Raw genomic sequence first — 14,767 nt, forward strand, 5'->3', positions numbered from 1 at the left:
TTATTATTGAAATGCCCTCCATTTTTGGAGGGCATTTCAATGTGGTGACATTAATTATTATTGCACAAGAAGCGATTGCCGCAGCTTATTGCTGCCGTTAGTCCAGATTACTTCATAAACTCCCAGAGCCAGCCCTTTTACACTCACTTCTGTTCTCTCTGTATTGGTGGGTACCTCAATCACTTTCATTGTCCTTCCCATTCTGTCAATTAAAGTAATATGTGACGCCATCGTGCTCGCCGGGTGTTTTACATAAAATTTATCATGCGCCGGGTTAGGATATACTGTCAGTTGTTCTCCAGGCAGATAGATGAACCCGTTGCTGGATATGCTCCCTTCAGCGGTGGTCACCGTAAGTGTGCCGGAAGCTCCTGGTCCCACCACAGCAATGATGGTATCTGCTGACACTACTGTAAATGATAATGCTGCAACTCCGCCAAATAGCACTTGCGTGGTGCCCGTAAAATTTGTACCCGTAATAGTTACGGCTGTACCCGTAGCTGCCTTAGCAGGAGTAAATGCAGCAATTACAGGAGTAGGTGGAAGGTAGATGAAGCCAGCTGCAGAGTCAGTACCGCCTGCGGTAGTAACGCTTACATATCCCGTAGTTCCGGTGTTTACTACCGCGCTAATGCTGGTAGTAGACAGCAAAGTATATGATTGTGCTGCTGTACCGCCAAACGTAACCTTGCTCACCCCCTCAAAATTGCGGCCTGTTATGGTAACGGTAGCGCCTGTGGCAGCTTTAGCAGGCGTAAAATCAGTGATCTCCGGGGCGGGCGGTATGTAAATAAAACCAGCTGCGGAGTCTGTGCCGCCTTTGCCGGTAACGCTTACATATCCTGTAGCACCGTTATCTACTATAGCCATAATGCTGGTAGGAGATAACAAAGTATATGATCTAGCTGCTGTGCCTCCGAACGTTACCTGCCTTATGTCGGCAAAATTATTGCCTGTTATGGTAACGGTGGCGCCAGCAGCAGCTTGGGTGGGCGTAAAAGAACTGACAATTGCCGGCTCTGCATACTCAAAAAACTCCATGATGCCAATGCCGCCCGGGCCTTCCACCTCTGTTGCACCGGAAGCGCCATTGCCAACAACGGTAGTGATCAATTGGTCTGATACTACTGTAAATGATTGTGCGGGAACTCCTCCATAGCGCACGGCCGTAGCGTTACTGAAGTTTCTGCCATAGAGGCTAATAAGCGTTCCCCTGGTACCTCCTCCGGGAGCGCGGCCTGTTATAACCGGCGCAGGTATAAATGTAAAACCGGCTAGCGTGGCTGTACCTCCGGGCGTAATAACGCTTACTTCGCCGGATGCCGCCGTTTTAATGGTAGCGGTGATGCGGGAGTCTGAATGAACCGTGAATGAGTCCACGGGGATGCCACCAAAGGTAACCGCTGTGGCGCCGGTGAAATGCGTACCCATGATAGTGACCTCGTTGCCCGCTATAGCGGTATCAGGAGTGAAACCGGTAATAACAGGACGCTGGTAGTAAGTAAACCCGGCCATCCTTACGGTGTCTTTCGCCGTCATGATCACCACATCACCTGATGCTCCTGTGCCTACTATAGCCGCTATAGATGACATGACATATCCCTCAATGGAAGCAACCGGTACGCCGCCTATTGTAATGCCCGTGATATTCCGGAAGCCATCGCCCGTAATGGTAATAGTGGTGCCGGCCCCGCCATCTACAGGCGAAAAAGAAGTAATGCTTAATGGCGGAATAAATGTAAAGCGATCCTTGCTGCCAGTTCCTTTTGCAGAAGTAGCTGTTATACTGCCTGATGTCCCGTTGCCCACTACAGCAGTAATGCTGGTGTCTGCGTTAATAGTGAAGGAGGCAGCAGCTGTGCCGCCAAATTGTATTCCGGTAACACCGGCCAGGTTTGCACCGTTTATAACAATAGTATCTCCCTGGGCGGCTTCGGCAGGTGAGAAATACCGGATATAAGGTACATCCGCCTGGTTATGCATCACGGCAATCAAATTACGATCTATATGGTCGGAAAGAATATCTGTTTTACCATCTGCGTCCATATCTGCCAGAGTGATCTTATACAGGGACGAGTTGCTACCAAAGGCAACCGGTGAAGCTGTGGTAATGGTACCGCCGCTGCTGGTATTTTCATATACCGATATCGTGGCATCGTTACTTGTTACAATATCCGGCTTGCCATCCAGGTTTATATCGGCTACATTCATATCCGGCAAAAAGGCTAATGGTAATGAACGTTCTGCAACATAGGAAAATGAAACCGTGCCGGGCTGACCAGTGTTTTTATAAATACCCAGCGTAGTGGCCGACGATGCCACCAGGTCAAGTCTGTTATCGTTGTCCAGATCGGCTATTACCACTTTTGAATTGCCGGGTACATCCCTGAGATCAACCTGCGTGCGGAATGAAATATTGCCGGCAGTGCTGGTGTTTTTAAATACCGCAATATTGCTTTCACAGCCCGCCACAACATCAGCCAATCCATCATTATCAATATCTCCTATTGCGATACGGCTGGCAGCAGATCCGGTAGCAATGCTTATCGGACTGGCAAAGGAAATGGTACCCGGTATGCTGGTATTTCTTAGTATGGATATACTACCAGGAAGGTAGTATTCGGCCACTACTATATCCGGTCTGCCATCTCCGTCAATATCACCTATTGCTGCATCCTGGAGGTCGCCGAACGGGCTGAAGGTCAATGTGGTATTAAATGAACAGCTGGCAGGGGTACCAGTGTTGCGATAAACAAATAACGTGCTGTTATTTGAAGGGCGAACAATATCGGTCAGCCCATCGCCGTCCAGATCACCCAAAGCCAGTCTGGTATTAACGGTTACCGCTACACTACTATACTCGCCGGTGCTGCCGATAGTAATGGCAGGGCTTACACTTGCATTATATAGAATATTAAGACGGTCCGAACTGCTGGTAAGCAAATCGGGTTTGCCATCACCATTCATATCTTTAGCCAACAGATTGGTTGGACTGGTGGGGTTACCAACATTGCTGTATCCGGAAAAGGTATTTTCTGTAACAGGGTAACCTACGGTAGTATCAGCTATGATAAATGGTTTACGGGAGAATGCGGTCAGGTGGTTGCCGGTATGCAGCACGCTGATAGGCTCAAACGTTGCTCCGGACGGTACTTTAACCGTTAATTGTGTAGCAGATGCGGTTAATACCGTTGCCCGGGTGGCACCAAAATAAACGATGTTGCCGGCCGGGGTAGTATTAAAATTATTACCTGTTAAAGTAACGGTAATACCGGCTTTCCCTTTTTCAGGGCTAAAAGCGGTAATAACCGGCGAAGGAGCATAATTAAACGTAAACCCGTCAATCGTATCTGTACCCGCGGGTGTGGTTATTGTTACCGCACCGCTGGAGCCACCGCCCACATATGCAGTAACTGTTGTAGGAGATACCACCGTAAAAGAAGCAGCCGGAGTTTCTCCAATGTTTACTGCAGTGGCGCCGGTTAGATCAGTACCGGTAATGGTGATCATCGTTCCCGTGCCCCCACTGCCAGGCGAAAAAGCCGTGATGGTGGGAGGTGGTACAAATGTAAAACCGTGAGCGGTATCACTGCCATATGATGTCGTAACAACAACATCGCCGGAAGCGCCATCGCCTACTATGGCCTGGATGAGGGTGTCTTCGAATCTATAGAGTGTGGCAGGGACGCCGCCAAAGCTCACCGCACTGGGTGAGTTGTATCCCAGGTTCCTGCCGCGTATTGTTACCTTAGTACCTGCTATACCAGTGGTAGGGCTAAAACTCTCAATAATGGGAGGAGGCTGCCAGGTGAAACCGTTGATAAGAGTGGATTTTCCATTCGCAGCAGTTACTACCACATCGCCGGTTGCCCCCGCACCTATTACGGCAGTGATCACATTGGCCGAATTAACGGTAAAAGAAGCTGCGGGCACCCCGCCGAAACTTACACCCGTTATCCCGCTAAACCTGTAACCGTAAATAGTAATGGTGGCGCCACTGGTGCCCGCGCCGGGACTAAGTCCGCTGATATTTGGCTCGCCTACATGGTTCCTGAATATTTGTAAATAATCATTGATAAATGAGGGCACTACCAAATCGATCTTCCCGTCCCCATCCAGATCCCCCATGGCCACATTATACGGGTTTGTGCTGGAGATATTGTAAGAAGTGGGGAATGCGATGGTATTAGTGCTGCTGCCATTAAATTGTACGTAGGCGGAAGCATTCACCGGCGTAATAATATCCGCCTTCCCATCTCCGTCAAGATCACCTACCGCGCTTTTAAAGGCATGATAGCCATCTTTAAAACCCGGAGGGTTGGCCACCATACTAATGCTTCCGGAAGTGCTGGTGTTTCTGAACAGTGATACCAATTCGGTATTATCACTATTATTTGACACAACCAAGTCTATTTTGCCATCGTTATCAAAATCACCTGCCGTAACAGCTTTTGGTCCGGCGGCGGTAGTAAATGCAACACCATTCGCAAAGCTGATATTGCCGGTCGTGGTGCTGTTCCTGAAAACAGACAGTGAATTGGATAATTCATTGACTACCGCAATATCTACCTTGTTATCGCCGTCGATATCATTAACTATCAGGCTGCCAGGCATTAAACCGGTGGTAATATCCGCTTTTGCCTCAAAGGAAATATTGCCGGTAGTTCCTTTGTTTTTAAATATGGAGATTGAATTGGACAAATAATTTGCTACTGCCAGATCGGGTTTACCATCAGCATTAAAATCGCCCACTGCTACACTATAAGGATTATCACCGGTACTAAAACTGACTTTACCTGCAAATGAAATGGTGCCGGGCGTGCTGGTGTTCCTTAATATACTTACGGTTTTATCCGTAATGCTGGTTGCTATGAGATCCTGCAGGCCATCGCCGTCAATATCTGCCGCAGCCAGGCTGTAAGTAAGGGAGCCACTGGCATAATCTGTTTTAGGTGCAAATGAAATGGAATACAATGTGCTCGTGTTCCTTAGTACAGAAACAGTGGCTGTTGTTCCGGCAATGCTATAGTTGTTGGGAGTAGCCAGATCTGGCTTACCATCCCCGTCAAAGTCTGCTATGACCACCCCATTGGGATGCAGGCCAGTGGTAAAATTGCCCGCTGGCTCTACATAGCTGTAATCCTGATCGGAAGAAGCGCCGGTAAAAGTGGTGGTAAATAAAGCCGGTGACCAGGCGGTAAGGTGTCCTGTGGTTACGCTGACAGGCTGATAACTGGCCCCGGCAGGTACTTTAACAGAGAGCAACGTAGGGGAAGAAGCTGTTACTGTGGCTTTTACTGCTCCAAAGTATACAATGTTACCGGAAGCCGCGGGGTCAAAATTGGTACCTGAAATCGTCACCGTTTCTCCCACTCTGGCCGATAAGGGAGAAAAAGAATGGATAACTGGTTGAGCTGAAATGTGTAAGGAAAAAAGTATAGGCAATAAGAAATAGATATACCTTTTTACACTTAGAGTATAGGTAAAAACAGACATAGGTTATTGGGTGAACTTTTGCCATCACCCGGCAGATCAAAAATAGGAATTAAATTCTTTTTTTGATATAAAATGTGTATATGTTTTACTATGTGGTTTTGGGGAAGAAAGACTATCCACCCCGCTTAGCCGTTCACGTTAATCATCTCAATAAAGTATTGAATTGGGAGTAAGCAAAGGCGGCTGCGGGTTAATGATCCTCATGCCGGTAATTAACTATACACGATTACTAAGGGGATTAAAATAATCGTTTTGTCGGTACATTTTTAGCGTTGATCTTGTTTTAACAAAACAAAACCTGCATATCTGCTGAAATTCAGCCAAAATGAATTCGATGCAAATAATTATGACTATGCAGGAAACGAAACTATTTCAGAAGATATTATGTTATGCCCGCAAGAAGTGTTACGAATTGCTGCTCATCAGTTTTATGGTCTTCATATTTGGTAATACTTTTTCGGAACATCTGCATGTGGGGGCAATATTCAATATTTATCAGAATATGATCGCGGGATTTGTTGTTTTTTATTACAATAAGCGTTTGCGTATATTTATCCTCGTTGTGATAACCTGTACCGTTTTCCTCGATATGTGTCAACGCGAACTGGGTATCACCGATATCAAGAGCTGGCTGGGCATCCTGTACCTGTTATTCTTTTTCATAGTGGCAACAGATGTTTTTAAAGAGGTGTTGTATGCAAAGCGTGTATCAAGAAGCCTGCTATCGGCCGCTTTGTGTGGGTTTGTGCTACTTTGTCTTATAGGCACTTTTGTTTTTTATCAGATCCAGATCAAAGAACCTAATGCGTTTTCCAATACAGGCACAGGCTATGCAGTGATGAATAACCTTAACTACTTCAGTTTTACGACGCTGCTTACGATAGGGTATGGAGATATTTTACCTTTATCATTATTGGCGAAAAGAGCTGTGATGCTGATTGGTCTTGCGGGCCATTTCTACACGGTATTTGTTACCAGTATCATTATCGGTAAATATCTTTCAGCGAACAATAAGAAGTTGAGCCATTCTTATCAGCATGAGGATCATTAACCCGCAACTGCCTTTGCGGTCATATCATTACTCCCAATTCTTTTGCAGGCAGCGACATACCCGTTCATCTGCAATCTTTCGGGAAAGGAAAATCGGTGGTTGAGTAACATATCGTTAATTATCATCTGCCTGTTAAATAGGATATATTTCCCTTATATCCATCACTGACAGGAAGTTCAATACGATTCCCAGTTAGCATAATGGAATCTTTTTTAATCACCTCAATTGCTGCAATATTAACAATGTATGAACGATGAATACGGATAAATTTTGCAGCAGGCAATAATTCTTCCATCGATTTCATTGTCACTTTTGTAAGCATGGTACGATTTTGTTGCAGCTGTATTTTGATATAGTCTTTTGCCCCTTCTATATATAACACTTCCGACAATACGATTTTTACAATATTATATTCTACATTAACAAAAATAAAATCCGCTTCTCTATGAATATTAATGGGATTGTGATAGCTTGAAAATAGCAAAGCTTTATTGGTCGCCTGCAGAAAGCGTTCACTGGTAACAGGTTTAACCAGGTAATCAATCGCATCTGCATTAAAAGCATCTAAGGCGAAATTCTCGTAAGCAGTAATAAAAATAATCAGTGGTTTTGGCAACAATGATCTGACGAATTGTAAACCACTTAATCCCGGCATCTGGATATCTATAAAAAGTAAATCTATTTTTTCCCTCCTCAATACAACTGCAGCTTCCAGTGCATTTTTACAAGTTGCTATCAGCTCCAGATACGGTATCTGACTGATGTTATCTGCCAGCAGATCCAATGCAAACTTTTCATCGTCGACTGCGATACAGCGTAGTTTCATTTGATTACATTTTTGTAAAAGGGACAAACAACTTATTCCAGCACCACACGCAGAGAAATGGTGAAAATACCTGCTTCTCTTTTTATCAAAAGCTCATGGGCCTCCGGATAAAGGAGCTGCAATCTCTTTTGTACATTGACAAGCCCTATCCCGGAAGCATTGTCCTTTTGAGCCTCTTCTGTCTCTGTATATTTATTGCTTACCTTAAAATAAAGAATGCTGTTCTTTCCCACCAATTCAATATTGATAAAACTGCCATTATCTACAAAACTCCCCGCATGTTTATATGCGTTTTCGATAAAAGGAATTAATAACATGGGAGCAATCCGAATATCTTCCTGTTCATTTAGAAAATATGAGTTGATCATTAAATCCTGATTTCTCAATTGTTGCAGACCGATATAATCTTCCAGATATTTTATTTCTTTATCCAGTAATACTTTTTCTTCATTCGTGTCATAAAGCATGTAACGCAACAAGGATGACATCTTTATCAGCGAAGGTTCCAGTAGCGTAGAGCTCTTACGTGCAAGATAGGTTATGTTATTTAATACGTTAAACAAAAAGTGGGGGCTAATCTGGGATTTCAGAAACTGTAACTCTGCACTTAGTGCATTCATTTCCCCTTCTTTCAGTAATCTTTCTTTTTTATCATCATCCCTGATATACCTGTATGCAATACTACCTGCAAGGACCATTATGAATGGAAACAGCGTAACTGAATAAGGTAAAGATGGAAATGGCCCTGCTGGAAATTCGGGAGCGCCTGGCATTATTCCTGAAGGCGGAACTGGCATATTCATTGGTGGACTATGGCCACGACAACCCTGAGGCATCATGTCCGCAGCAACGGGTGCCTGCATAAAACGGAAATAAGTATTCATCCCTATGACAAAACCAACCAGCAAAAAGGCAGATACAACAACAAATAAGATGATTTTTTTTCGCTTAAATAACCGTGGAATTAACACACTGCTATACAGATAAAATATACCTGCCAACGAAACAATGGTAATTATAAAATGAAGATACAAACGCCAGTCTTGTCTTAGTGGCCTGATCTCCCGACTATTGTTTCCACTATAAAAAAGAAAAAATGAAATAGAAAGTATACTTGCCCATGCAGCAACATGTAAAACTGTTTTTTTTAATACCGGATTTGTTCTCAGTCTGCTCATTACTGCAATAATATCATCTAAGTTAAGACACTGACCGGTAAAAAGATAAATAACCTGATTTTGTAGATGAACGCATATAAATGTGGGGGACACTACCAGCAATTGCTTCTGACAAGTTGATTGAAATGATTCATTAATCGACAAATGTTCCCGATTGATCTACGTTTATATAAAACAATAATAAACAACAATAAGTTTGAATTCAGAAAATCAACTGTTTTTAAAATGGATTATCAGGATAGAGTAATAAATACCCTTCGCTAATCCGAAAATTTCAAATCAGATAATAACTAATTCCTGGATGTCTCTAGAAATCATCACTGGCTTACTAAGAAATAAAATATCTTTCTATTTGTTTATCCTGTTTGGTACAATAATATCGTCGGGCAACGCTGATGCACAATTGTGCACCGGCAGCCTGGGCGATCCGATTGTAAACATAAATTTCGGGACTGGTACAGGAAGAGGTACTTCACTGGGTTCATCTGTGACCGCTTACAGCTATTCCAGCTCAGGAGAACTGGGTGAGGGTTACTATACTATTGCTAATAGCACCTCGGGGTTAAAAGGATCTGCCTGGCATGTTACCACTGATCATACGGGTAATGCCAATGGTTATATGATGGTCATAAACTGCGCTACACTTGCCTCTGAAGGTGTGTTTTATACCAAAACTGTTTCTGGGCTATGTCCCGGTACCTATGAATTTTCGGCCTGGCTGATGAACATTATGAACCCCTCCGGAGGAACGGATCAATATCACCCTAACATCACTTTCAGAATAAGCACTATCTCTGGAACTGTGCTGGGCTCTTACAAGACAGGAGAAATCGCCCAGACATCTTCTCCCTCATGGAAGCAATATGGGTTTTATTTTACAACCGGAACAAACACCAGCGTAGTCATCACCATCCTGAATTCAGCACCCAGCGCCACACCTGGCAACGATGTTGCGCTGGATGATATTACCTTCAGCCCATGTGGCCCTATTGTGACTGCTTCTATTTCAGGCGGAGGTACTACCATAGATCTTTGTGAAGGTGTTTCTTCCTCCTTAACGCTTATCAGTACAACGTCTGCTGGCTATGACAACCCTTCTTATCAATGGCAGCTCAGTTCAGATACAGGATCAACATGGACAGATATCAGTGGTGCCAATGCCCAGACTTATATCCTGCAGGTTTCAACAACAGGCACTTACCTCTATCGGTTGTCGGTGGCTAATGGAAGTAATATCTCTTCCACAAATTGTCGCATTGCGTCCAATGATATTACTGTAACAGTCCATGAAACACCCACGGCAATTGCATCCAGTAATAGCCCCTCCTGTTATAATGATACACTAAAGCTTTATGCTAAAGCAAGTGATAGCAATAGCACTTTTTCATGGACAGGGCCAGACAGCTTTACCAGTACGGTCCAAAATCCTGTCATTAATGCCATCACAGCATCGGATAATGGATGGTATTACGTGACTATCACAACCGCCGCGGGCTGTGTAAATACCGATTCTGTAGCCGTTGAAACCAGCAATTCGCCAACAGTTGATGCCGGCGCAGATCAATATGTTTGTGAGGGAGAGACTGTTACATTGAATGGAAGCGGTACAGGGAACAGTTTTTCCTGGTCGCCTGGTGCGAGCCTCTCTGATTCAACGATTGCATCACCTGTTGCCTCCGTGACAGGCACCACTACTTACATTTTGTCTGTTCGCAATGCACAGTGCAGTAGTACAGATACCGTAACCGTTTTCACACTCCCCAAGCCCACCGCTGATGCCGGAACCGATAAATATATACTAGAAGGTGGTTCCACAATCCTTGATGGCCAGGCAGGTGGTACAGAGGTCTCCTATTACTGGACGCCTGAGTATAGTATTTCATCTTCGACAATACTCAACCCCACCGTATCCCCTGCCGCAGACACTACCTATACCCTGCATGTCAGTTCCCCTAATGGCTGTGGCACTGCTGCGGATGAGGTAAAGGTGACAGTTTATAAAAACATTAAGATTCCTAATGCATTTTCACCAAATGGTGATGGCATCAATGATACATGGAGCATTAAACAGATAAGTTCCTATACAGATGCAGATGTCTCAATATTTAACAGATACGGGCAATTGGTTTTCCATAGCAAAGGTTATACAAACGAATGGGATGGCAGATATAATGGCAGCCAGTTGCCCGTTGGAACTTATTATTATGTCATCGATCTAAAAACGTTACTGCCATTACATTTTACAGGATGGGTGGCTTTATTGCGCTAAGGTTTCAGCAGTCGCACCAGCAAAACTGAAAGAGCTACTGATAAAGACTGCCCGTGAAAATGGCTCGGCCCCAGCTTTTTAATTGGTATTCTAAAATGCTCTATTCACGGGCTACTGCATGTCCGTTACAGCCCTGTCTGCTTATCTTTTCACTGATATTCTGTTACCCCTTTTACAATAACCCTTTTGTTAACTTAAAACTTTCCCACATGAACAAACATTTATACCTGGCTATTATTGCCTGGCTTATTGGTTTGAGCACTACCCAGGCACAAAATGCGGATCAGCTGTACTACAACACCTTCGCATTGCAATTCCACTACAAAGCAACAAGTTTCGTCGTAGACACGCCATTAGTAGCTTCTGCCCCACAAGCCTTTCTGTTATGGAGCGCCAACGTGTACCAGGATTCCACGAAAAGTTCTTTATCGCTCGATCAGTTTGATGCCAACGGCAACTTCATCTCCGAGCATGTGGTACCACAACCCAACAAGTTGTTACCTTCCCTACTGCCAAAGAAAATCTTTCGCATGAAAAGCGGTAAAGGTTACTATCTCTTAGGTTACGCGATCCAGTCCATTAACCTGATCAATGGCATCCCCGTGTACTCCACACCAGTACTCATCCGCCTGGATCAGCTGCTGAACCCTATCTGGGTACAGAAGCTGCACTTCTCTGCGGTTAGCACTGCCAACGCCAACGCGCTCATTGAGTACAATGATCTTATCGAAGCTACTAACGGGGACGTGATCATTGCAGGCCGCTACAGCCCCGCGCCAGCAGGTCAGCAGATCAACATACTGGTAACCCGCCTCACCAACGCCGGCGCCATCGTATGGAACTACCAGTACTCCACCAACTTCACCTGTAACGCTAACGCGCTGGCCCTGACAGAAGCCACCGATAACAACATCATCCTGACTGGCTATGTAGAGCTTTGTACTAGCGGCTTTGGTGGCCCACGCCAGGTACTCTTCCTTCGTCTCCAGCCTACCGGTATCCCAGTTACTGGTTTCGCTTATCTCGGTGCCACCACTGAATCTGCCGGCACCAAGATCGTGAAACGTACCAACATTGCCGGTAATGATGCCTTCTTCATTTCCGGCTTCACCGATGTTACAGCTGTTACAGGCGCAGCTAACAGACAGGTACTGATACTGGACGTAAGAGAAAGCGGCGCCATCGTAGGCTCCTTCCATGTTGGCGATGCCGGCACAGAAGAATCCAACGACCTCGTTATCCGCGACCTGGGCAACGAAAACTACTTCCTATATCTCACCGGCTTCACCACCAGCTACTACACTGCCGTAAGCAAAGAAGTATTCTACCTGCAACTGCGCTACCTGCCTGGTTCCCTGGGTCTCGTGGAGTTCAGCACCTTCCCGCAGACGGCCAGCTACACCGAAAGGTATGGCCTTGAAATAAAAGCTGCCGGCAAAGACAAGTTCGCGATACTGGCCAACGCCAACTACATCACCAGCAGTACCAGCAGCACCAGTACATTTACCAACGTGCTTCTCCGCGATCTCAGCACCACCAACCAGCAGTGTATCAAATTGCACCAGCCGCCGGTAAGCGTCATCAACTTCAGTCCTAAACAACTCACGGCATCTCCGATAGCACTATCTTTCAAACCTTACGCAGAGAAATATATCGTGTTCCAGAAAGTATTTCCAAAACTGCTCTGTGGTCAGTTCATCGTCAACGCATACGATGCGCTCAACAGCGGCGTGATAGAACAACGGGTAGCTGCGCCAACTATAACACTCAGGCCGGTAACCAAACTGGAAACCGTGAGCATCTATCCTAACCCGGCCAACAACTACGTCTTTATCGAATACAGCAAACCTATCACCTCCAAAGTGTTGGTGAAAGTGTTTGGTACCGATATGCGCTTGCTGAAAACTATTGAAATCAATGACAACAACAGGAAAACGTTGTCACTCGACGGCCTCCCATCCGGCTTGTATTTTATACAGGTGGGCGATAATAATAAAAACGAAACCTTTAAAATAATGAAAAACTAAGGAGTACCTGATCATATAAAAAGAGGGTGTCATTTCATTTTGACACCCTCTTTTTATGTTACAAAATCTTAGCGGTGTTATAAGAAGAAGTTGCATCTGTTGGGTAAAAGTGGTCAGGGGGGAATAAAAAGTGATAACTTTGCACCCGAAATAAAGCAAAACACTTGGGAGACAATAGTGGAAGTAAGGTGTCTTATTTTTTGGAGGAATCGATAAAGCAGATAACATTACCTGAACGGTTTACCTTTCCATTTTATTACGAACCACATCCTTTAACAAGAATAGCAGCCGCTGAGCTGCAACATTATCTGGAAACTCAAACTGACCTTGAGCACAATTTCGGACTGGATGCCAACCAGGACGGAACCGCCATCGGGAAAATGTTTGGCGTTTTGGTAGTACGTTGTACCGAAGGAAAACTGGGCTATCTGTCAGCTTTCTCGGGCAAACTGGCAGGCTCAAATGATCATCCGGAATTTGTGCCGCCGGTCTTCGATATGCTGGCTGAAAACAGCTTTTTTCTCAAAGAGGTGGAAATCATCAACAGTATTAATATCCAGGTTAATGAATTAGCCTCGGATGAAAGCTATCAGCGCTTAAGTCAGGACATTGAAAAGCTTTTTGACGAATCCCGGCAGGAAATTATCGCTTTCAGGAAACAATTGAAGGACAATAAAGACAGCCGGAAGAAGCTTCGTGAACGGTTGAAGAGCAGCCTGGATCAGCAGGAGTATATTATTGCAGAAGCACAACTTGTTAAACAGAGTTTGTATGATAAGCATCAGCTAAAAACGCTTACAGATAAGTGGGAACGGCTTCTGGAAGAAATGCGAGCAAGATTGGCTCAATTTGAGGCTAATATCGAAGCCTTAAAAAATGATCGTAAAGAAAGATCAGCCGCTTTGCAGCAACAGCTTTTCGATCAGTATGTATTTTTGAACAAAGACGGCAAAAGCAAGAGTTTACACGAAATTTTTAGTGTGACTCCTTTTGGAAAACCACCTTCAGCCGCAGGTGAATGTGCCATTCCCAAACTATTGCAATTTGCATTTGTGAATGGCTACGAACCTATTGCCATGGGTGAATTTTGGTGGGGTGCTGCACCCAAATCTGAGATCAGAAAGCATAAGCATTTTTATCCGGCATGTACGGGTAAATGCAAGCCTATTCTGGAACATATGCTTGAAGGAATGCCTGTAGACGAAAATCCGCTTTTAAACGCCCCGAAAAAGGACAGCAGGTTAGAAATAATTTATGAAGATGAGAGTCTTGTTGTAGTCAATAAACCATCCGGATTACGTTCTGTTCCGGGCGTGAATGTCCGGGATTCAGTCTATGCCAGTTTAAAAGATATATTGGGGGATACAGAGCCGCTTATTGTTCACCGGTTGGATATGGATACTTCAGGATTGATGGTGGTAGCCAAAACGAAGGAGGCACACAAGCATATTCAGCGGCAATTTTTGAAACGTACAGTCAGCAAACGTTATACAGCCCTCCTATCTAAAGTGATTGATCAGTCAGAAGGGGAAATCGATCTTCCGCTAAGCGCTGATTTATTTAACCGGCCAAGACAGTTGGTTTGTTTTACATCCGGGAAGAAAAGTGTCACGAAGTGGAAAGTAGTTAAGAGATACGAATCGATGACCAGGGTTGATTTCTGGCCGCTTACCGGAAGAACTCACCAGTTGCGGATGCATTCGGCTCATGAACTGGGACTTAATGCTCCAATTGTTGGTGACGATCTGTATGGGACTGCATCTGAAAGGATGTACCTTCATGCCGCTCATATCGAGTTTATACATCCCGAAAAGAAGGAGAAGGTCAGATTTGAGGCGGAGGTAGGGTTTTAGATGGGACAGATAATATCCCTAACCATTGCAACTTCGCCAGAGCTCTTTCCTCTTTTCGATGAAAAGC

General features: G+C 44.7%; 7 protein-coding genes. 4 read left to right on the plus strand and 3 right to left on the minus strand.

The genetic code is table 11. The features are described from left to right. Positions 1–57 precede the first annotated feature (57 nt). Positions 58–5,496 carry an IPT/TIG domain-containing protein gene (locus tag BMW86_RS32220; RefSeq protein ID WP_089788094.1) on the minus strand — a complete coding sequence of 1,813 codons (5,439 nt, stop codon included), beginning with the start codon at positions 5,494–5,496 and terminating at the stop codon, positions 58–60. Positions 5,497–5,830: 334 nt separating this feature from the next. On the opposite strand from BMW86_RS32220, the gene BMW86_RS32225 reads away from it, so the two are divergent. Continuing rightward, positions 5,831–6,547, plus strand: coding sequence for an ion channel (locus BMW86_RS32225; protein ID WP_177189466.1), 717 nt, complete (start codon positions 5,831–5,833; stop codon positions 6,545–6,547). 121 nt (positions 6,548–6,668) lie between these two features. Here BMW86_RS32225 and BMW86_RS32230 read toward each other — a convergent pair whose 3' ends face one another. Both BMW86_RS32230 and BMW86_RS32235 read right to left on the minus strand, forming a co-directional pair. Continuing rightward, entirely contained in the window at positions 6,669–7,373 is a 705-nt protein-coding gene (locus BMW86_RS32230) for a LytR/AlgR family response regulator transcription factor (protein ID WP_089788098.1), read from the minus strand. A 32-nt stretch (positions 7,374–7,405) separates the two neighbouring features. Continuing rightward, the gene (locus BMW86_RS32235) at positions 7,406–8,551 is read right to left on the minus strand and encodes a sensor histidine kinase (protein ID WP_089788100.1); all 1,146 of its coding nucleotides are present in this window, start codon (positions 8,549–8,551) and stop codon (positions 7,406–7,408) included. 301 nt (positions 8,552–8,852) lie between these two features. On the opposite strand from BMW86_RS32235, the gene BMW86_RS32240 reads away from it, so the two are divergent. From BMW86_RS32240 to BMW86_RS32250, 3 genes are all read left to right on the plus strand, one after another. Continuing rightward, positions 8,853–10,820, plus strand: a complete 1,968-nt coding sequence (locus BMW86_RS32240; protein ID WP_089788102.1) for a gliding motility-associated C-terminal domain-containing protein — start codon at positions 8,853–8,855, stop codon at positions 10,818–10,820. A gap of 209 nt (positions 10,821–11,029) precedes the next feature. Beyond that, a complete protein-coding gene (locus BMW86_RS32245) occupies positions 11,030–12,847 on the plus strand; it encodes a T9SS type A sorting domain-containing protein (protein WP_177189467.1) in 1,818 nt (605 codons plus the stop codon). Between the two features lie 164 nt (positions 12,848–13,011). Continuing rightward, a complete protein-coding gene (locus BMW86_RS32250; RefSeq protein ID WP_089788106.1) occupies positions 13,012–14,700 on the plus strand; it encodes an RluA family pseudouridine synthase in 1,689 nt (562 codons plus the stop codon). The last annotated feature ends 67 nt before the right edge of the window (positions 14,701–14,767 follow it).

Origin of the sequence: Chitinophaga sp. YR573, assembly GCF_900110995.1 — a bacterium.
Classification (GTDB): Bacteria; Bacteroidota; Bacteroidia; order Chitinophagales; family Chitinophagaceae; genus Chitinophaga.

Bases quoted from the DNA above. Each gene is read 5' to 3' on its own strand.
- BMW86_RS32220 (WP_089788094.1), bottom strand. From the start codon at position 5,496: ATGTCTGTTTTTACCTATACTCTAAGTGTAAAAAGGTATATCTATTTC.
- BMW86_RS32225 (WP_177189466.1), top strand. From the start codon at position 5,831: ATGCAAATAATTATGACTATGCAGGAAACGAAACTATTTCAGAAGATA.
- BMW86_RS32230 (WP_089788098.1), bottom strand. From the start codon at position 7,373: ATGAAACTACGCTGTATCGCAGTCGACGATGAAAAGTTTGCATTGGAT.
- BMW86_RS32235 (WP_089788100.1), bottom strand. From the start codon at position 8,551: ATGAGCAGACTGAGAACAAATCCGGTATTAAAAAAAACAGTTTTACAT.
- BMW86_RS32240 (WP_089788102.1), top strand. From the start codon at position 8,853: ATGTCTCTAGAAATCATCACTGGCTTACTAAGAAATAAAATATCTTTC.
- BMW86_RS32245 (WP_177189467.1), top strand. From the start codon at position 11,030: ATGAACAAACATTTATACCTGGCTATTATTGCCTGGCTTATTGGTTTG.